Origin of the sequence: Hydrogenibacillus sp. N12 (assembly GCF_019645935.1) — a bacterium.
GTDB classification, from domain to species: Bacteria; Bacillota; Bacilli; order Thermicanales; family DSM-22653; genus Hydrogenibacillus; species Hydrogenibacillus schlegelii.
In genome coordinates, this window is the sequence record NZ_CP080953.1 from 1,776,105 (window position 1) to 1,795,027 (window position 18,923).

The window sequence follows — 18,923 nt, forward strand, 5'->3', positions numbered from 1 at the left end:
ACCGTCTTTCGTCTCCCAAAACGTCGTTCCGCCCCACGTCGTCCCGGCCGCCGGCCCACGAAAAAACCCGTCCACCGGACCCGCCGCCGGGACGGGAATGGGGTTCGGCCTTCACCGTTCATGACAGTTATAGCCTCCCGGCCGGCAAAAATCAAGTCGTTTCCTCTGCCCCCGGCGCGGCGCCCTCGCCCCAGAGCCGGCGGTAGCGGGCGGCAAGCTCTACCTCCCGGCCTTCTTCCGTCGGCGCAAAAAGCCGCGGCACGCCCTCCGGCAGGTACGCCTGCCGGACAAAGTGACCGGGAAAATCGTGCGGGTAAAGGTAGCCGACGCCGTGGCCGAGGCGCTCGGCGCCGCGATAGTGGGCGTCCCGAAGGGGCGGCGGCACCGGCCGGTGGCCGTTTTTCCGCACTTCCTCCAGGTAGGCGTCGATCGCCTTGTAGCTCGCGTTCGACTTCGGCGCCAGAGCGAGGTAGACCGTCGCCTGGGCGAGGGGGATCCGCCCTTCCGGAAGGCCGATCCGCTCCACGGCGAGGTACGCTGCCATCGCCAGCGAAAGCCCCTCCGGCGCGGCGTTCCCGACGTCTTCGGCGGCGGCGATGACGAGCCGCCGGGCGATGAACAGCGGATCCTCCCCGGCGTCGAGCATCCGGGCGAGCCAGTAAAGCGCCGCGTCGGGGTCGCTGCCGCGGATCGACTTAATGAAGGCGGAGATCGTGTCGTAATGGTTGTCGCCGGTCTTGTCGTACCGGACCGCCCGGCGCTGGATCGACTCCTCGGCCACGGCGAGGGTGATGCGGATGACGCCGTCTTCGTCGGGCGGCGTCGACGTTGCCGCGAGTTCGAGGGCGTTTAAAAGCCGTCGGGCGTCCCCGTCGCTTTGGGCGATCAGATGCTCCAGGGCTTTCTCCTCCACCTCGATCCGGAGCGCCCCGAGCCCCTTTTCCGACCGGAGCGCCCGTTCGGCGATCGTCCGGAGGTCCGCCGGCGAAAGCGGATGCAGCGGAAAGATGAGCGAGCGGGAAAGGAGCGCCGAATTCACCTCAAAAAACGGATTTTCCGTCGTCGCCCCGATGAGGACGATCGTCCCGTCTTCGACGTGGGGAAGAAGCGCATCCTGCTGCGCTTTGTTGAAGCGGTGAATCTCGTCGATGAAGAGGACCGTCCGGCGCCCTTCCATGCCGAGGCGCGCCCGGGCCTCCTCGACGATCCGCCGGAGATCCGCCACGCCGGCGGTCACGGCGTTGAGCGCCTCGAAGTGCGCCCGGGTCGTCCGGGCGATCACCCGGGCGATCGTCGTCTTCCCCGTTCCCGGCGGACCGTAGAAGATGACCGACGACAGGCGATCCGTCTCGATCGCCCGCCGGAGGAGCTTCCCCGGCCCGAGGATGTGGTCCTGGCCGACGATCTCGTCGAGCGTCTCCGGCCGCATCGCCGACGCGAGCGGTTCGTACGCCGTTCGTCGCTTCTCCCGGGCAAAGTCAAAAAGATCCATGGCCGAACGCGCCTCCTCTTCGCCGACTTCCGGCATACTCGCCGGCCGGGCGAAATACATCCGGGAATGACGATCCAGGAGGTGATGCGGATGAACAAGCGCGAAGCGGCGCGCCTCGCCCTCCGCGCCAAGCTCGAACGGGGCCTGACGTGGGAGGCGATCGCCGGCGCCGTCGGCCGCACCCCGGTCGGTGCGGCGCTTCTCGTCTACGGCTATGCCGCCGCCACCCGGGAGGAAGCGGACGCCCTCGTCCGGCTGCTCGGCCTGCCGGAAGAAGCCGCCGCGGCGTTTCGCCGCGTTCCGTTCCGGGTTCCGCGGCAGCCCTGGCCGCCGACCGACCCCTTCGTCTCCCGGATGTACGAGATCGTCCTCCTCTACGCCCCGGCGATCAAAGATGTCGCCCACGAATGGTTCGGCGACGGCATCATCAGCGCCGTCGATATGACGCTCGAACTTCAAAAAGAGCGCCAGGACGGCGCCGACTGGGCGAGTCTCACCTGGCGGGGAAAGTGGCTTCCGTTCCGGCGGTTTTAAGGTTATGATGGCATAAGAAAGGCGTCGGCCTTCCGGATCCGCCGAAAGAACGCCAACGCCGGGGAAAGGAGGCTTTTTCAATGGGCGGCCGTCCCGTGCACCCGACCGAGTTCGACGCCCGGATTCGGCTGGGGACGACGGTCTGGGTGTTCCAAAAGCGCTTCTGTTCCGGTTGCGCCGCCGTCGCCCGCCTTCTCCCGGCGCTGGAAGCCCGCTTCCCAAACCTCGCCTTTTACCCCCTCGACGTCGACGACGCCCCCGATCTCGCCCGGCGCCTCGGCATCTTCGGCGTGCCGAGTCTCGTCGCCTTTCACCGGGGATACGAGATCGCCCGCTGGGTAAGCGGCACGCCCAAGAGCCGGGAGGGGCTCGAACGCTTCCTCGCCCGCGTCGTCCAGATCGCCCATGCCCTCGACGAAACGCTCGCCGAACGCTCCCCCGATGCCCGGGCGTAACCGCCCGGGCTTTCCTCGGATCGGGACACCCCGGCCGGGGGCAGCCGCCGGCGACCCGTCCCGGCCGAACGGACCGCCTACCGGCTTTGGAGAATCCGATCGGCCGCCGCGAGCACCTCCCCGGCCGTCTCCCGGACGACGAGGGCGGCCTGATCGTCGAGGGGCGTCGGGTCCCGGTTCACGATCACGAGGGGCCGTCCCCGGCGGGCGTGCCGTTCGGGAAGTCCCGCCACCGGATAGACGGTGAGGGACGAGCCGACGACGAGGAAAAGGTGCGCTGCCTCCGTCCACGCTTCGGCAGACCGCCACGCTTCCTCCGGCAGAAACTCGCCGAAGAGGACGATATCCGGCCGAAGCGGCCCGCCGCAGGCCGGACAGCGCCTTTCCTCGAGCGCCTCCGGAGGGTAAAGGCGACCGCAGACGTGACAGCGCACCCGGGACAGGCTGCCGTGGAGCTCGACGACGTTCCGGCTTCCGGCCGCCTGGTGCAGACCGTCGACGTTTTGCGTGAGCACCGCTTGGATCCAGCCCTCGGCCTCCCACCGGGCGAGAACCTCGTGCACCCGGTTCGGCCGGGCGCCCCGGAGCCCCTTGAGGCGCCGGTCGTAAAAATCGTAAAACGCTTCCGGATCGTCGAGGAGCGTTTCGACAGAGGCGAGCTTTTCCGGCACCTCCCGCCAGAGCCCGCCGGCGGAGCGAAAATCCGGCAGCCCCGATTCGGTGCTCGCCCCGGCGCCGGTGAGCACGACGGCCGGCCGACCGGCCTCCCGCGTCCGGACGAGCCATTCCGCCAGCCGCTCCGCCGCCTCCGCGATCCCCGCCGCTGCCGGCATCTTTTCTCCTCCTTATCGCATTTCGATCAATGTACGGCTCCCTTCGACTCAAGCGTCGTGAACGCCCCGGTCCTCTCTCTTCCGGACGCCTTTCCCCCGGGCCGGACGCCGCTTTCCGATCCATCCCGGCTTCCTTCGGCGGGGTCCTCGGCCCCCCGCTCCCGGTCGTCGTCCGCCGTGAGGCAGGCCGGTCCCTCAAACCGCGGGTCGCCTACCTTCCGGTTGGCAAGCCGCACCGAAAATGCCGCCTCCCGTCGCCCGAGGATCGCCGCGAGGACCCCCGGATCGGCGGCGGGATCGAGCCAGCGCCCCTCATCCCCCGGGGCGAGGACGACCGGCATTCGGGAATGGATCGCCAAAACGGCGCCCACCGCCGGCGCCGTGAGCAGCGCGAGCCCCCGGCCGCCGCCGTCCGGATCGTCGTCCCAGACGGCCGCCAGCGCCAAAAGCGCCCGCGCCCCGGCGTCCGATGCCCCGGTCGCTTGCGTCCCGGCGCCCGCCGGCCGGAAAAAAAGCCGTGGCCGCCGGTCGGCCCCCCACTCGTAAAACCCCGTCGCCGGCACGATGAGCCGCCGGGAAAAGAGGCGCCCGAACGCGGGCTTTTGGGTGAGCGTTTCGATGCGGAGATTGATGAGCGTCCGGACGCCGTCCCGCGTCCTCAGCTTCAATCCCCAGCGCAAAAGCCCGAGCCGCCGTTCCCCCGGCGCGCCCGGCGCCACGGCGGCCACCGCCGTCCCCGGCGCGATGTTGTACCGGGGCCGGATGCCTTCCGCCTCCGCCATCGGGCGCGCCAGAAATCGGCGGGCGATCTCGGCGGCGTCGGCTTCGAGGACGAATCGACCGCACACGCTACCCCTCCTCCTCCGCGACGGGCCGTGCGGGCGCCCGCTCGGCGGACGCCCCGGCGGGGGAGCCCGGCCCGGCGGCAGGCGTCCGGCCGGCGGCAGCGTCCGGCCTGCCGCCCGTGGACATTCGGCCGGTGGCCGGCTCCGCCCCGCCGCCAAGCGGTGTCCGGCCGACGGCAGCATCCGGCCCGCCGTCAGGCGGCGCGAGGCGCTCCGCCCCTTCCGGCGCCGGGATGGCCCGGGCGGCTTCCTCCGCCCGCTGAAGGGCCGCCGCGAGCGTTTCGGAAAGGGCCTCCGGCGGCACGTCGACGAGATCCACCGCTCCCGGCGCCGAAAGCAGGGCGAAGCGGACGCCGCGGCCGCGATTTTTTTTGTCGTACCGCATGAGCGCCGCCCACGCCGCCGCATCGGCCGCCCGGCGCAAAAGGCCGGCCGCCGCCGCCTCGGCCGGCGTCGCCGGAAGCCCGAAGGCCCGAACGAGCCGGATCACCTCGGTAAGGAGCGCCGGGGACGCCCGGCCGAGCTCGACGGCCAGCGCCGTCTCCCAGACGAGGCCGACGGCGACCGCCTCGCCGTGCAAAAGCCCGCCAAACCCCTCGGCCGCCTCCAGGGCGTGGGCCACCGTATGGCCGACGTTGAGCCGCTCCCGCACCCCGCGGGTCTCTTTCGGATCGTCGGCGACGATCGCCGCTTTCACCGCGATCCCCCGGACGAGGGCCTCCGCCGTAACGATCGGATCGAGGCGAAGAAGCGCCCAAGCCGCCTGGTGGAGCCAGGCGACGAACGCCGCGTCCGATAAAAGCGCATGTTTGACCAGTTCCGCGTACCCGGACCGGACCTCTCGCGGCGGAAGCGTCCGGAGGGCGGCGACGTCGTAGAGGACCGCCAGGGGCGGGTAGAACGCCCCGAGGATGTTTTTCGCCAGCGGGTGGTTCACCGCCACCTTTCCGCCGACGCTCGCGTCGTGGGCGAGGATCGTCGTCGGAAGCTGCACATACTCGATCCCCCGCAAGTAAACCGCCGCGGCAAAACCGCCGAGGTCGCCGACGACGCCGCCGCCCAGGGCAAGGAGCACCCCCCGCCGGTCGATGCCCGCCCGGAGCATCGCCCCGGTCACCGCCTCCAGCGTCGCGAGCGACTTCGACCGCTCGCCGGCCGGCACGTCGTACCGGGCGACGGCGTAGCCTGCCGACCGGAGCGCCGCTTCCACCCGAGCGCCGTAGAGCGCCCCGACCGCCTCGTCCGACAGCACAAAAAGCGGTCGTGCCCGATCGACGCCGAGGGCGTCGAGTTCCCGGCCGAGCTCCTGAAAAAGCCCCGCCCGAACGACGACCGGATAGCGGACGCCTTCATACGCCACCCAGAGCGTCGTCATCCGTCCCGCCTCCTTTTCCGGGCGCCGCGCCCCCCGGCCGGCACCGCCGCCCGTCCGCGCACCGGGGCGGTGCGGGCGGCGCCGGTTCCTTCGGACGGCCCGGCATCAGAAATCCCGGGCATACGCCCGGTGTTCGGCCACCGCCCGGACGAGCGCCGCCATCCGGTCTGCCGGAAACGTCTCGAGGAGCGCCCGGGCGAGCTCGAAGGCGACGACGTATTCAGCGACGACGGCCGCCGCCGGCACCGCCGTCGTGTCCGACCGCTCGACCGACGCCTCCTCCGGTGTCTTCGTCACGAGATCGACGCTTCGAAGCGGCCGGTAGAGCGTCGGAATCGGCTTCATCGCCGCCCGGACGACGAGAGGCATCCCCGTCGTCATCCCGCCCTCCAGGCCGCCGGCGCGGTTCGTCCGGCGGAAAAAGCCCCGGCCGGGCGCGTAAAAAATTTCGTCGTGGGCGGCCGAACCCGGCACGTCCGCCGCCCGGAAGCCAAGGCCGATCTCCACCCCTTTGATCGCCTGGATGCTCATCACCGCCTGCGCCAGCCGGCCGTCCAGCTTTCGGTCCCAGTGGACGTGGCTGCCGAGCCCGACCGGCACCCCGACGGCGACGACCTCGACGACGCCGCCGAGCGTATCTCCCGCTTCCCGGGCCCGGTCGATCGCCGCGATCATCGCCGCCTCCGCCGCCGGATCGAACGTCCGGACAGGAGAGGCCTCCGTTTTTGCCGCCAGGACTTGAAGGGCCGCCCGGAGCGCGTCTTCCGCCGCCCGGTCCTCCTCCGCCGCCTCGTACGCCGGCCATGTCTCCGCGAGCGGATCCCCGTCCGCCCACACCCCGCCCAGGGCCCGGACGTAGCCGACGACGTCGATGCCGACCGCCTGAAGGAGCTTTTTCGCCACCGCCCCGACGGCGACCCGCATCGCCGTCTCCCGGGCGCTCGACCGCTCAAGGACGTCCCGGACGTCCCGGAGGCCGTACTTGATCGCGCCGGCGAGGTCCGCATGCCCCGGCCGCGGCCGCGTCCGCCGCCGCATCCCCCGTTCCGGCTCCTCCACCGGAAGGACGCTCATCACGTGCTGCCAGCTGATGTGATCCCGGTTCTCGATGAAAAGAGCGATCGGCGCCCCGGTCGTCCGGCCGTGCCGCACGCCGCTTAAGATCTCCACCCGGTCCTGTTCGATCTTCATTCGCTTGCCGCGGCCGTATCCCTTCTTACGCCTTTCAAGCGCCCGGTCGATGTCCGCCGGCAGAAGCTCGAGCCCGCTCGGCACCCCTTCCAGGATGCCGACGAGCGCCCGGCCGTGGGATTCCCCCGCTGTCAGATACCGCACCCCGACCCCTCCATGGAAGTTCTCGACCGGCCACCGGCCGCACCTGAGCCCGTTCCGGATGTGCCGGCGCCCTCCGGCCGCCCCGGATCGCCTCACACCGCCCCCAAAGCGCCCCAGGCCCGCCTACGGCCGGACCTCCTGCTTCTGATAAATGAACGGATACACCTGCCTGAGCCCGTAGCGCTCCGGCGAAAAGATCTGCTCCGTCCCGCCGACGAACAGATACCCTCCCGGCCGCAGGACCGCCGCAAGCGACCGGTACAGATGCGCCTTGCCGTCCTCCGTAAAATAGATGGCCACGTTCCGGTTGACGATCACGTCGAACGGCCCCCGCGGATAGGGATCTCGAAGCAGGTCGTGCCGCTCGAACCGAACGGCCTGGACGAGCTCGTCGACGACCCGGTAGCCATCCCCGTCCCGGACGAAGTAACGTTCCCGGAAAGACGGCGGGACCGAAATGAGGCTCCGCGCCTCGTAACGGGCCGCCCGGGCCTTTTCGAGCGCCGGTTCGTCGATGTCGGTGGCCAGAAGATCGACGCCCCGAAGCGACCGCCGCTCCCGGAGGAGCATGAGCAGGGTGTATGGCTCCTCCCCCGTCGAGCAGGCGGCGCTCCAGAGGCGAAGCTTCGGCTGCGCCGAAAGCGACGCCAGCACCTCCCGGTCAAGCAGCGCCCAGAGCTCCGGATTGCGAAAAAATTCCGAGACGTTGATCGTCACCCGATCGACAAATTCCGCCCGGAGCTTCGGATCGGCGATCAGAGCCTGCAGAAAACGATCGAAATCATCAAAACCCCGCCGCCGCATCAGGGACGTGAGCCGCCGCATCATCTGCGGTTTTTTGTACAGCCCAAGCTCGATGCCGAACACATCCCGCACCCGGGCAACGAACCGGTCGTACGCTTCTTCCACCCGCCACTCCATCCGTCCCCCGTCTTTCCCGTTTCTTCTTTTCGCCCCGTCCCGGACGAATCTGCCCGTCGCGCCTCGAACGCTTCCGCCTGGCTCGGCCCCGGTCGATCCGGTCGCCGGCCCCGGCGCCGACGACGAAGGCGCCCGCCGAAGCGGGCGCCTTCGTCACAGCCAGGCGTCGACGGGGCGATCGTAGGAAAGAAGCGCCTCTTCGCCGAACCAGAGGGCGATCTCCCGCGCGGCGCTTTCCGGCGAATCCGAACCGTGCACGACGTTTTTATCGATCGTGAGGGCAAAGTCGCCCCGGATCGTCCCCGGTGCGGCATCCTTCGGATTCGTTTTCCCCATCATCTCCCGGACGACGCCGATGGCGTTCGGCCCTTCCAGGACGAAGGCAAACACCGGGCCCGACGTGATGAAGGCGACGAGATCGCCGAAAAACGGCTTTTCCCGGTGCTCGGCGTAATGCGCCTCGGCCAGCTCCCGGGTGACCTGCATGAGCTTCCCGGCGACGAGCTTCAGCCCCCGGCGCTCGAAGCGGGCGAGGATCTCCCCGACGAGGCCCCGCATGACGCCGTCGGGCTTGACCATCACGAATGTCCGCTCCACAAAAGCGCCCCTCCTTCGCATTCGACCACGACCAGTGTAACACTAGAACGTCCGTTTTTCAATAAACGCCACCAGCGCCTCCAGGTAGCGGGCCGCCGGGTACGCCGAAAGCCCCTTTAAGACCGCCTTGGCCCGACAGACGAACCGCTCCGCCACGGCATGCGTCCGCTCAAACGCCCCGCTCCGGCCGATGCCCTCGAGGAGCGCCGCCCGCTCCGCCTCCGTCTTACGCCCTTCGAGGGCCGCCCGGAGCGCCGAACGCACCGCCGGATCGCCTTCGGAGAGGGTAAAGATCGCCGGCAGCGTCACGTTGCCTTGGGCGAGGTCGCTCCCCGACGGCTTGCCGAGCACCTCGGGCGTCCCGGTAAAATCGAGGAGATCGTCCGTCACCTGAAACGCCATGCCCGCATAAAACGCGTACCGCCGGAGTCGACCGACGACCGCCTCCGGCGTCCCGGCGATCCGCGCGCCCAGGAACACCGAAAACTCGATGAGGAGCGCCGTCTTCCGGCGGATGCGCCGAAAATACCGGAGCATCGTCACGTCCGGCCGGAAGAGGTCCCCCTGCTGCTCCACCTCGCCGCGGCTCATCTCGTGCACCGTCCGGGCGAGGGCCCGGTCCACCGCCGGGTCGGAAAACGCAGCCAGCTCCGAAAGCGCCCGGGCGAGCAAAAAATCCCCGGCGTACACCGCCACCTGATCATCCCACCGGGCCCGAACCGTCTCCCGGCCGCGCCGGAGATCCGACCGGTCGACGATGTCGTCGTGGACGAGCGTCGCCATGTGGATGAGCTCCACCGCCGCCGCCGCCCGGACGAGGGCCTCCGCCGCCTCTGCCCCGCCGTCCCCGAAGCGGCCGGCGATGAGCACGAGAAGCGGCCGGAGGCGTTTGCCTCCGGCGTCCAGGAGGTGCCGGCCCGCCTCCGTAAGAAGCGGGCTTTCCGACCGGAGCAAAAGCTCCAGCCGGTCCTCGACCGCCCCCAGATCGTCCTGAAAGGCGTCGTACACCTCGACGATCCGCATCATCCGCCCTCCCCCGCCGCCCGGCCGTAGACCGGCGGCAGCGTCGCAAAGGCGATCTCCGGCACCCGAGGAAGCGCCCCCATGGCCGCCGCCTCGGCAAAAAAACGCCGGAGCCCTTCAAGCTGCGGCCGATCGAGCTCATGGGAAAGCCCGGCGAAATATCGGTACCACTCGGCGTCGCTTCCGCCCAGCCGGGCCTTCGCCGCCCGGACGAGGGGCGTCGGGTCGGCTTTCGTCCGGGCCTTGCTCCGGAGAAACGCCCGGTACACCCGGGCAACCCCCTCCGGATCTTCGGCCAGCGCCTCCCGCCGCACCCCCCAGAGGGCAAACGTCATCCATTGCCCCGTATACTGTCGCCACAGCTCCCCGAGGTCGGCGACGTAGTAGCGGCGATTTTCCCGGTAGGCGAGCATCGCCTCGTCCCCAATGAGAAGCGCCGCATCGCCCCGGCCGAGCATCGCCTCGAGGTCCGGCTCCGCCCACGCATACGTCGGCCGAAGCCCGAGATGGCGTTCAAGCAAAATTTTTAAAAGCTGCACGCTCGTCGCCGACCGGGTCGTGAGGAGAACGTGCGGCCGGGCGAGCGTGTGAAGCGGCCGGTGAGAAAACAAAAAGATCGACCCGACCGCCCCGTAGGCGCTCACCGAAAGGTGCGGCAGAAGAACGTACCGGTCCGCATCCAGCCCGTAGGCAAACGACGACATCGGCCCGATGTCGACCGTCCCCTCCCGCATCCGGCGATTCAGCTCCGCCGGCGTCGACCGGACGACCCGCACCCCGGAGAGCGCCGCCGGATCGAAGTAATAAAACACCGGCAGCGTATTCATATAGTCGATGTGGCCGACCGTCAGCATCCCGTCGCCTCCGTTTCCTCCTGGCGGGGAAGATCCTTCCACCGGGGAAAAAGCCCGTGGTCCGTCACCCCGACCGCATCCAGCGCCCGGCCAGCGACAAAGTCGACGATGTCGTCCACCGTCTTCGGCCGCGGATAAAAGGCCGGCATCGCCGCCACGATCCGGACCCCGAGCCGGGCGAGCTTGAGCATATTCTCGAGATGGACCGCCGAAAGCGGCGTCTCCCGCGGCACGAGGACGAGAGGACGGCCCTCCTTGAGCGTTGCGTCCGCCGAGCGGGTGATCAGGTTGTCGGCGAGGCCGTGGGCGATCGCCGCGAGCGTATTCATCGAGCACGGGATGACGAGCATCCCGTCGTGGACGAAGGTCCCGCTTGCCGGCCGGGCGCCGATGTCCCGGACGTCGTACACAAAAAGCCGCTCCGCTGCCCCCTCCGCCGCCAAAAGGGTCCGAAGCCCCCGGGCGCCCCCCTCGAAATGCACGTCTTCCTCCTCCGCCGCCACCCGCAGGGCGCCGTCCGACACCATCGCGTGCACCTCGTGACCGAGACGAAGCAGCGCCACCATCGCCCGGAGCCCGTAGCGGATGCCGCTCGCCCCGGTGAGCGCCACGACGAACCGCCGCCCGCCCCTCATCGCCCCACCCCGACGGCGACGAGCGCAAAGACGAACACGACGACGGCGAGCACCCCGTTCATCGTAAAGAAAGCCGTGTTGAGCCGGCTCAAATCCGTCGGCGACACAAGCGCGTGCTCGTACGCCAGGATGCCCGCCGCCACCACGACCCCGAGGCCGAACACCCCGCCGAGGCCGAGGGCCAGCCCCGTCGCGGCGAGGAAGGCGACCGTCAGGGCGTGAAACCCGCGGGCGATCCCGAGCGCTCGCCGGAGCCCGAAGCGGACCGGGATCGAATGGAGCCCGTGCCGCCGGTCGAACTCGAAGTCCTGCGTGGCGTACAGGATGTCAAAGCCGGCGATCCAGAAGACGACCGCAAGAAACAGCCACCACGCCGCCGGGTGATCGAGCCGACCGGTCGCCGCGACCCAGCCGCCGAGCGGCGCGAGGCCGTCCGTCACCCCGAGAACGAGGTGCGAAAGCCACGTAAAGCGCTTCGTATATGAATAAAAGACTAGAAAAAAAACCGCGATCGGCAGGAGCTTGACCGCCAGCGGGTTGAGCATCGCCGCACTCACAAAAAGGAGCGCCAGCGAAAGGAGCGTATACCCCCACGCTTCCCGCACCGTGACCTTCCCCGTCACGAGGGGCCGGTCTTTCGTGCGGGGGTTCAGGGCGTCGATCGCCCGGTCGATCAGCCGGTTTAGCGCCATCGCCGCCGTCCGGGCGCCGACCATCGCCATCGTCGTCCAGAACCAGAGCCAAAGGTCCGGCCAGCCGCCGTACTCCTCGACGCGGCCGAAGATGAGGCCGAGATAGGCAAACGGCAGCGCAAAGATCGTATGCTCAAACTTGATCATCTCCAAAAAGGCCCGGAACTTCCCCATCCGCAAAAAGCCCTCCTCGACCGCCTTCCCCACCGGTCAAAAAAGCGCCGCGCCCCCTTCGGCCGAGCCGCCCACGGCGCCGAAGGGCGCATCGCCGCCCGGCTTTCGCCCCACGTGGACCGCCGCGATCCCGCCGAACAAAAGCCGCACCCGGACGTCGGTAAGCCCCGCCCGCACGAAACGGGCGGCCAGCCCCTTGTGATCCGGAAAGCCCCGGAGCGACTCCGGCAACCACCGATACTCTTCGTACCGGCGGGCGAACCAGCGGCCCAAAAGAGGAAGAATCCGCTCGAAGTAAACATAATAGATCTCCCGAAACCCCGGAACGACCGGCTTCGACAGCTCCAGCGACACGACCAGCCCCCCCGGTCGGACGACCCGCGCCATCTCGGCGAGCGTCCGGTCGAGATCCGGCACGTTCCGGAGCGCAAACCCGATCGTCGCATAGTCGAACCGCCCGTCGGGAAACGGGAGCGCCAGCGCGTCCCCTTCCACCCAGACGATGTCGGCGAGCCCCGCCCGCGCCGCCTTCTCCCGGGCCCGGGCGAGCATCGCCGGCGAAAAATCGAGCCCGACGACCTCTCCCGCCGCACCGACCGACCGCCGGAGGGCCAGGGCAAGGTCGCCCGTCCCCGTCGCGACGTCGAGGGCCCGGCTCCCCGGCCGGACGTCCATCATCTCCAGCATGATCCGGCGCCAGCGCTTATGCGCCCCAAACGAAAGGAGCGTATTCATCCGGTCGTACGCCGGCGCGATCGACTCGAACACGCGATACACAAACGCCCGCTTGTCCGTCCGCTCCACCCGTCCTCTTCGCCCTTCCTTCCGACCGCCGTTACAGCCCCTCCGAAAGCTCCGATAACGAAAGTTCCGGCGTCCGGATCGACGGAAGCCGCCGGACGAGCGCCCGAAGCGACCGCCGAGCCCCTTCGTCGATCACCACCCGAAGGAGCGCCTCGAGGTCCTCCCAAAGCTGCTGGCCGAACTTGATGAAGCGCGCCTCCCCCCCGTAGATCCGCCCGCCGACCCGCGCGTCCCACAGAAGCATGTACCGGACCACCCGCGGGATGAGCGGCCGGATCGGCGACCCCGGATGCGCCAGCGCCAGAGGCAAGGCCGACTGGATGTCCACCTCGAGCTCAAACACCTGCTCCCGATCCGCCTCCGGCTCCCGGTAAAGGACGTAGCGCATTGCCCGACCGGCGTGGATCGTCTCGAGCGCCCGGGCGATGCGGCCGATCATCGCTCCCTGATTCGCCTCCGCGAGCAGCCGCACATAGCGACTGCTCAAAACGTCCCCGTACAGTACCCGGAGCGGCACCGGGAGGGAAAGGCGCTTCGCGTCGTCGATCGCCTCGTGAAGCCAAAGCCCCCATTCGACGAAAAGAGCGGCCTGCCCGACGACGGCGATCTCCTCGGTCCGCATTCCGCCGACGCGCATCGCCGCATGAAAAAGGGCGATCCGCCACTCCGGCACCTCCGGAAGCCAGGCGGCCTCCGGCCACTCGGCGATCACGGCCTCCCGGGCGCGGGCCACCCACCCGGCGATTTCCGGCTCAAATCGCATGCTTCACCCTCATTCCGACAAAAGCGCTACTTCGCCCAGTATAGCACAAAAAGGGCGGAGACGCTTGGCTTCCGTCAAACGTCCGGTTTCCCCAGCGCACCCGGCCCGGCCCCCTTTGGCCCGCTCCCTCGGCCCGGCATCAGGGGGCATCGGCGCCGCCCCAGGAGATCGTCGCCGGCGGATCGAACGCGGCTTCAAACGTCGCCCGATCCGGACGATCCGGAAGCGGCGGCGTTCGCCGCGGAGCCGGCGCCGCCACCGCCACCCGGACGACCTCCCCCTCCGGCCGCCGCTCGAGGGCCCGGATCCAGATTTCCCGCCCACCGCCGCCGGCCGCCCGGTAGACGGCAAGCACATCCCGAAGCACCACGGCTTCCGGAGCGCCGGCCGGTACCCCGAGGTCGACCGACACGCGGCCCTCCTCCAGTCGGACATCGATGAGCCGCCCGGCGAGAGGCGCCGACGCCAGCCGGGCGATCAAGGTCCGCACCTCTTCCGGCACGCCGGCGGCGCCGCCGGTCGGTACCGAGCGCTCCCCCGACACGCCGATCCAGAGCCCGATCGCCCCCCAAAACAGCGCCAAAGGCACGCTCCATCGGATGAAACCCCTGATCAGCCGCCGCACCGGCCTCCCCTCCTGGCCGTCCGCATCGCCCCGGACCGAAGGCCGGCCGTCCGGCCGGTCGATCCCGAAGGCGCGTCCTTTCTCCGACCTTTATGCGGGTCGAAGGCCGGGTATGTCCGCGTCGCACCGGCGCCGGGGCCGACCGGCGGCGGTTCAATCGTCTCGGTCGGTGTGAATCGTCCCAACGGCGGTATAGATGACCGCCCGGCCTCTCACCTTGATCGCCGACGTGTGCTCGGTAAACTGGGCGATCATGACCTCGTTCTTGTCGAGCTTTTCCGTGTGGTGAAACCGCGTCACGTCGCCCCGGGTGAGACCGATCACGTGCACGCCGTTTTCCTTCGCCTTGATGACAACGTACTCCCGGGACGTCCAGTCGGCGGCGCGTCCGCCTTCGCCCATCGCCTTCCCCCCCTTCCGATCCCACCTGCCCGCGCCTTCTTCCGGGGCGCCGGCGGCCGACGACCTCCGCGGGACGCGAACCCGACCGCCGGCCGCTTTCGCCAGGGCGACGGGCCTGACCGGCGGCCTTCGCCACGGCGGGAGACCGGACCGACCGTCTTCGCCGACGGGACGGGTCGGCCGGCGGCCGTCCCGGCCGGCGCGATCCTCTTCGCCCCGCCGCCGGTCCGAACCGCCGCCTAGGACAGCCGCCCGGTGATGAGGGCCATCGCCTCCGCCCGCGCCTTTGCGTCGTGGGCGAACACCCCCCGGACGGCCGACGTCACCGTTTTCGAACCGGGCTTTTTCACCCCCCGCATCACCATGCACAGATGCTCCGCCTCGATGACGACGATCGCGCCGTGGGCTTCGAGATGCGTCATGATTGCATCGGCGATCTCCGCCGTCATCCGCTCCTGAAGCTGCGGACGGCGGGCGACCGTCTCCACCGCCCGGGCGAGCTTGCTCAGGCCGACGACCCGGCCCTCCCGCGGGATGTAGCCGACGTGCGCCTTGCCGAAAAACGGCACCAGATGGTGTTCGCACATCGAATAAAACGGGATATCCTTGACGATGACGATCTCTTCGTGGCTTTCGCTGAAAATGGCCGAAAAGTGCTTTCCCGGGTCTTCGTGGATCCCGGAAAAAATTTCCTCATACATCCGGGCTACCCGGGCCGGCGTCTCCCGAAGCCCCTCCCGGTCCGGATCTTCGCCGATCGCCTCGAGAATGAGGCGGACGGCGTGTTCAATCTTTTCGTGGTCGACCGCCATCCCTCTGCCTCCTTCTCGCTCGCCCCTAGTATAACAGCTCTTTCGGACAAAAAAAAACACCGCCGGGCCTCGGGGGGCCCGCCGGCAGGCGGTCGACCGGGCGTTTCTCTCATTTTAGGCGATTGGATCGCGCCGGGACTGGATCAGAGCGAGATTTGGATTAGAGCAGGATCGCGATCAACCCGCCGGAGCCTTCGTTGATGATCCGGGTGAGCGTCTCCCGGAGCTTGTGCCGCGCCTGTTCCGGCATCATATGCAGCTTCGCCTGGATGCCCTCGTTGACGATGGCGTACAGGGACCGGCCGAAGAGCTCCGTCTGCCAGATCGCCCGGGGATCTTTTTCAAAATCCTGCATCAAAAACTTGGCCAGCTCCTCGCTCTGCTTTTCCGTGCCGATGATCGGCGAAAACTCCGCTTCAACGTCCACCTTGATCAGATGAATCGACGGCGCCTTCGCTTTGAGGCTCACGCCGAAGCGCGCCCCCTGCCGGATGATCTCCGGCTCCGCGAGCTCCATCTCCTCCATCCGGGGCGGCGCCACGCCGTAGCCGGTCGCCCGGACCATTTCGATCGCCGAAGCGAAATGGTCGTACTCCCGCTTCGCGTGGGCGAACTCGATCAGCATCTCCAGAAGCTCATCCTTGCCCCGAATCTCCCGCCCTACGACCTCGTACACGACCTGTTCGAACAGCCCTTCGGCGGCATCGAGGTCGACCTCGGCGATCCCCTGCCCCAGGTGCATCTCCGCCAGCCGCGCTCCGGCGATGAACGGGTAGTCTTCGAACCGGCCGACGATTCGCTCGACGTCCCGTAGGCGCTCCACCGCCTCGACCGTCTCCGCCACCGCCTGCTCGAACGCTTTCCGAAGCCAGTGATCGGCGTCGAGCACCATCACCCAGCTCGGCAGGTTCACCTTCACCTCGTGCACCGGAAATTCGTAGAGCGCTTCCCGGAGAACGCCCAGGACGTCCGACTCGCCCATCGTGAGCGCCGACAGGGCCAGCACCGGCACGTCGTACCGATCGACGAGGGCCGTCCGGAGCGCCTCCGTCTCCGGCGCCTGCGGCCGGGCCGAGTTCAAGATGACAATGAAGGGTTTCCCGACCGCCTTCAGCTCCTCGATCACCCGCGCCTCCGCCTCCTCATAGGCCGCGCGGGGAATCTCGCCGATCGTTCCGTCGGTCGTCACGACGATGCCGATCGTCGAATGGTCCTGAATCACCTTCCGCGTCCCGATCTCCGCCGCCTCTTCAAACGGGATCGGATCTTCAAACCACGGCGTGTGCACGAGCCGGGGGCCGTTTTCATCTTCGTAGCCCCGGGCGTCCGGGATCGGATAGCCGACGCAATCGACGAGGCGCACCGACACCCGAAGCCCTTCCGCCACCTCGATCTCGATCGCCTGATTCGGAATGAACTTCGGCTCCGTGGTCATGATCTGGCGGCCGCCGGCGCTCTGCGGCAGCTCGTCGATCGCCCGCTCCCGATCTTCCGGATGCAGGATGCGCGGGATGACGACGAGCTCCATGAACCGCTTGATGAACGTCGACTTCCCCGTCCGGACCGGACCGACGACGCCGAGGTAGACGTCTCCTCCCGTCTGCTCGGCGAGATCCTTGAACACATCCAGCTCCTCCACGGCCTTCCCTCCTCGTCCCATCCCCGGAAACGGGCTTGGATATCCCCAATATATGCGCGCCGAAGCCGGCTATGCGTTGCGAACGGAGATTCCGACCGGGGCGGCCGAGGCGCTCCGCCGATCGAAGCGCCCGTCGGCTATCGAAGCGCCCCGTCGGGCCGGAGCACCGGTTCGCCGCCCTCGAGCCCGTACGGGACCGAGGCCACCGGGACGAAGAGCGTCCGCTCGACGAACAGCCGCCGGAGATCGCCCGAGCCGCCCGAAGCCTCTGCCGGCGTGCCGGTGGCGCCGGCGTCCGCCGGGGCGGCCGGCCCGTTCGGGCTTGGATCCGGCGCGCCTGCTCTGTCCGGGATCGCCGGTGCGGTCGAACCGGCCGGCGGGGCGCCTTGCGCCCGCAGGAGGAGGGCGAGATCGAGCAGGTAGTCGGCGTACACCCGGCCGTCCCGCGTCAGCATGAGCCCGAGGGCGTGGCCGCTGTAGGGAGAGATGAGCGCGGGCTTGGCCAGGTGAAGCGCCCCGTAGTCGATGACGAGTTCGTCCGGTCCCTTTTCCTCCGCCACCGGGAGCCGCCCCGTCGCCCGGTGAAAAGCCGCCACCGCCCGCTGCACCCGTTCGACCGCATCGGCGATGCGAAGATCGGCCAGCCGAACCGCCATCCCCTCGCCCAGCGGAACGAGGACGTAGCGGTAGACGCCTCCCCGTTCAAAAGCGCTCGACGGGATCGGGTCCAAAAACGTCGGATAGAGGGCGCTCATGTCGAGCGGGACGCCCGTGATCCGATCGGCATCGTCCAGAGGCCGCGCGACCGGGAGGGCATTCCGAGCGGCCACATAGGCGTCGACCGCCGACTGAACCCGGGCCACGTCTCGGGGGAGGTCTTCGACCGCCGGCGCGCCGGGGGAGAGGCAGCCGCCCAGCGCCCAAAGGGCCGCCGCCGACGCCCCTCCCCGGGCAAGCGCCCGGAGATCGAAAGCCGCCCGGCGCCGCCGGCCGGCCCGGCGTTCCCGGCCCCAGGGGACGAGGACGCCCGCCAGGGCGACGAGCGCGAACACCATCATGGCTTCCAGCAACGCGATCCCTCCCGACGGCCGCCGGCGTCCGGCCGACTTTAACTAAAGAGGCCGGCCGCTTGGCGGCCGCCCATCCGGTTAGCCGTATTGTAGCGGCTTTTCTCCCCGATCGAAAGGCGCGGCATCGGGGCGGTCAAACCCTTTCGACCGGCCGGCTTCCGGACGCCGGCGCCCGAACGCCGCGACCGTCGCCGCATACGGTGATCGAGGGCGGACCGAAAGGAGGGAGGCGAATGCCGGAGGCGCCAAAACCCGATCGGCCTCAGCCGGAGACGCCCGGAGCCGATGCCGCCCTCGCCGCGCTCCTCGAACACCTCCGGCCGCTCCAAGACACCGTCGGCGAGCTCGGCGGTTCGATCCGGAAGTTCGAGCAGACGCTCGAGAGCGTCGTCGCCCTCCTCACGCTGCTCAACGAACTCGGGGGCCTGGAACGCCTGAAAGCCGCCTGGATGAGGGGCCAAAACTCGAAGACGCCCCTCGAGCGCCTGGAGCGGATCGTCGACGTTTTGTCCGCCATCGATGCGGAAAAAATCCGCCGCTGGCTCTCCCACCCGGCGGTTCGGGCGCTCCTCGCCGGCGGGTCCCCCGATGGCGACGCGGCGGGCGAAAAAGGCGGTAAAAAATAACGCCCCGTCACGGGGCGTTCTTTTTCGGCGCGGCGTTCTTTTTGGCCGCGGAGGGCGCGCTCCGACCCGCCGCGGCCGGCGCGTTCTTGCTTTGCTCAAGGAGCATCCGGATCGACTCGGGCCCGGTAAAGCGGTTTTCCCGCAGGTAGCGCATGATGCGCTCTTCTTTTTCCGGCGAAAGTTTCAGGCCGATGAGGGCCGAAAGCCGCCGGACGAGCGCCCGCATCTTCGCTTCGTCGTCCTGGTCGCCCGCCTGAACGTCCTTGGCGACGTCCATGAGCGCCCGGCCGTCCACCGGCCGGCTGGCCACCTGTCCGATGAGTTCGAGCAGCTGACCGAGGTTCATGCTCTCCCCTCCTCGGTCCAGCGTATGCGCCCCGGCGGGAGGCGGTTCGGGCGCTCGCTCCCTCTTCCCGG

At 69.1% G+C, this 18,923-nt stretch carries 22 protein-coding genes; 3 read left to right on the forward strand and 19 right to left on the reverse strand.

Going from position 1 to position 18,923, the window contains the following annotated elements:
• Positions 1–151: 151 nt before the first annotated feature.
• Entirely contained in the window at positions 152–1,492 is a 1,341-nt protein-coding gene (locus K2M58_RS08330) for a replication-associated recombination protein A (protein ID WP_220677181.1), read from the reverse strand.
• Between the two features lie 90 nt (positions 1,493–1,582).
• On the opposite strand from K2M58_RS08330, the gene cynS reads away from it, so the two are divergent.
• The gene (gene cynS / locus K2M58_RS08335; protein ID WP_220677182.1) at positions 1,583–2,026 is read left to right on the forward strand and encodes a cyanase; all 444 of its coding nucleotides are present in this window, start codon (positions 1,583–1,585) and stop codon (positions 2,024–2,026) included.
• Between the two features lie 80 nt (positions 2,027–2,106).
• Positions 2,107–2,481 (forward strand): thioredoxin family protein, encoded by a 375-nt coding sequence (locus K2M58_RS08340; RefSeq protein WP_220677183.1) that lies wholly within the window; start codon positions 2,107–2,109, stop codon positions 2,479–2,481.
• Between the two features lie 77 nt (positions 2,482–2,558).
• Here K2M58_RS08340 and K2M58_RS08345 read toward each other — a convergent pair whose 3' ends face one another.
• From K2M58_RS08345 to K2M58_RS08425, 17 genes are all read right to left on the reverse strand, one after another.
• The gene (locus K2M58_RS08345; protein ID WP_220677184.1) at positions 2,559–3,314 is read right to left on the reverse strand and encodes an SIR2 family NAD-dependent protein deacylase; all 756 of its coding nucleotides are present in this window, start codon (positions 3,312–3,314) and stop codon (positions 2,559–2,561) included.
• A 26-nt stretch (positions 3,315–3,340) separates the two neighbouring features.
• Positions 3,341–4,162, reverse strand: a complete 822-nt coding sequence (locus K2M58_RS08350) for an SOS response-associated peptidase (protein WP_220677185.1) — start codon at positions 4,160–4,162, stop codon at positions 3,341–3,343.
• 1 nt (position 4,163) lies between these two features.
• Positions 4,164–5,534 carry a 3-dehydroquinate synthase gene (aroB, locus tag K2M58_RS08355; RefSeq protein WP_220677186.1) on the reverse strand — a complete coding sequence of 457 codons (1,371 nt, stop codon included), beginning with the start codon at positions 5,532–5,534 and terminating at the stop codon, positions 4,164–4,166.
• A 105-nt stretch (positions 5,535–5,639) separates the two neighbouring features.
• Positions 5,640–6,869, reverse strand: coding sequence for a chorismate synthase (aroC, locus tag K2M58_RS08360; RefSeq protein ID WP_220677187.1), 1,230 nt, complete (start codon positions 6,867–6,869; stop codon positions 5,640–5,642).
• 123 nt (positions 6,870–6,992) lie between these two features.
• Positions 6,993–7,790, reverse strand: coding sequence for a CheR family methyltransferase (locus K2M58_RS08365; RefSeq protein WP_220677188.1), 798 nt, complete (start codon positions 7,788–7,790; stop codon positions 6,993–6,995).
• 153 nt (positions 7,791–7,943) lie between these two features.
• The gene (gene ndk, locus K2M58_RS08370; protein WP_220677189.1) at positions 7,944–8,408 is read right to left on the reverse strand and encodes a nucleoside-diphosphate kinase; all 465 of its coding nucleotides are present in this window, start codon (positions 8,406–8,408) and stop codon (positions 7,944–7,946) included.
• A gap of 21 nt (positions 8,409–8,429) precedes the next feature.
• Entirely contained in the window at positions 8,430–9,410 is a 981-nt protein-coding gene (locus tag K2M58_RS08375) for a polyprenyl synthetase family protein (RefSeq protein WP_220677190.1), read from the reverse strand.
• The gene (locus K2M58_RS08380; protein WP_220677191.1) at positions 9,410–10,264 is read right to left on the reverse strand and encodes a menaquinone biosynthetic enzyme MqnA/MqnD family protein; all 855 of its coding nucleotides are present in this window, start codon (positions 10,262–10,264) and stop codon (positions 9,410–9,412) included. The genes K2M58_RS08375 and K2M58_RS08380 overlap by 1 nt, the downstream gene beginning before the upstream one ends.
• Positions 10,258–10,899 (reverse strand): UbiX family flavin prenyltransferase, encoded by a 642-nt coding sequence (locus K2M58_RS08385; protein WP_220677192.1) that lies wholly within the window; start codon positions 10,897–10,899, stop codon positions 10,258–10,260. The genes K2M58_RS08380 and K2M58_RS08385 overlap by 7 nt, the downstream gene beginning before the upstream one ends.
• Positions 10,896–11,765, reverse strand: a complete 870-nt coding sequence (locus K2M58_RS08390) for a UbiA-like polyprenyltransferase (RefSeq protein WP_220677193.1) — start codon at positions 11,763–11,765, stop codon at positions 10,896–10,898. The genes K2M58_RS08385 and K2M58_RS08390 overlap by 4 nt, the downstream gene beginning before the upstream one ends.
• 36 nt (positions 11,766–11,801) lie before the next feature.
• Entirely contained in the window at positions 11,802–12,569 is a 768-nt protein-coding gene (locus K2M58_RS08395) for a demethylmenaquinone methyltransferase (RefSeq protein ID WP_220677194.1), read from the reverse strand.
• 31 nt (positions 12,570–12,600) lie between these two features.
• Complete coding sequence (locus K2M58_RS08400) at positions 12,601–13,332, reverse strand: hypothetical protein (protein WP_220677195.1); 732 nt, start codon at positions 13,330–13,332, stop codon at positions 12,601–12,603.
• A gap of 139 nt (positions 13,333–13,471) precedes the next feature.
• Positions 13,472–13,957: a hypothetical protein gene (locus K2M58_RS08405; protein WP_220677196.1), complete on the reverse strand. Its 486-nt coding sequence runs from the start codon at positions 13,955–13,957 to the stop codon at positions 13,472–13,474.
• Between the two features lie 153 nt (positions 13,958–14,110).
• On the reverse strand, positions 14,111–14,359 hold the full coding sequence (gene mtrB / locus K2M58_RS08410; RefSeq protein ID WP_220677197.1) for a trp RNA-binding attenuation protein MtrB: 249 nt from the start codon (positions 14,357–14,359) through the stop codon (positions 14,111–14,113).
• A gap of 239 nt (positions 14,360–14,598) precedes the next feature.
• Positions 14,599–15,171, reverse strand: a complete 573-nt coding sequence (gene folE / locus K2M58_RS08415; RefSeq protein WP_220677198.1) for a GTP cyclohydrolase I FolE — start codon at positions 15,169–15,171, stop codon at positions 14,599–14,601.
• 160 nt (positions 15,172–15,331) lie between these two features.
• Positions 15,332–16,810: a stage IV sporulation protein A gene (gene spoIVA, locus K2M58_RS08420; protein ID WP_220677199.1), complete on the reverse strand. Its 1,479-nt coding sequence runs from the start codon at positions 16,808–16,810 to the stop codon at positions 15,332–15,334.
• A gap of 137 nt (positions 16,811–16,947) precedes the next feature.
• On the reverse strand, positions 16,948–17,880 hold the full coding sequence (locus K2M58_RS08425) for a hypothetical protein (RefSeq protein WP_220677200.1): 933 nt from the start codon (positions 17,878–17,880) through the stop codon (positions 16,948–16,950).
• Positions 17,881–18,113: 233 nt separating this feature from the next.
• On the opposite strand from K2M58_RS08425, the gene K2M58_RS08430 reads away from it, so the two are divergent.
• Positions 18,114–18,506 carry a hypothetical protein gene (locus K2M58_RS08430; RefSeq protein ID WP_220677201.1) on the forward strand — a complete coding sequence of 131 codons (393 nt, stop codon included), beginning with the start codon at positions 18,114–18,116 and terminating at the stop codon, positions 18,504–18,506.
• 7 nt (positions 18,507–18,513) lie between these two features.
• Here the strand turns inward: K2M58_RS08430 and K2M58_RS08435 are convergent, their stop codons facing one another.
• On the reverse strand, positions 18,514–18,852 hold the full coding sequence (locus K2M58_RS08435) for a stage VI sporulation protein F (RefSeq protein WP_220677202.1): 339 nt from the start codon (positions 18,850–18,852) through the stop codon (positions 18,514–18,516).
• Between the last annotated feature and the right edge of the window lie 71 nt (positions 18,853–18,923).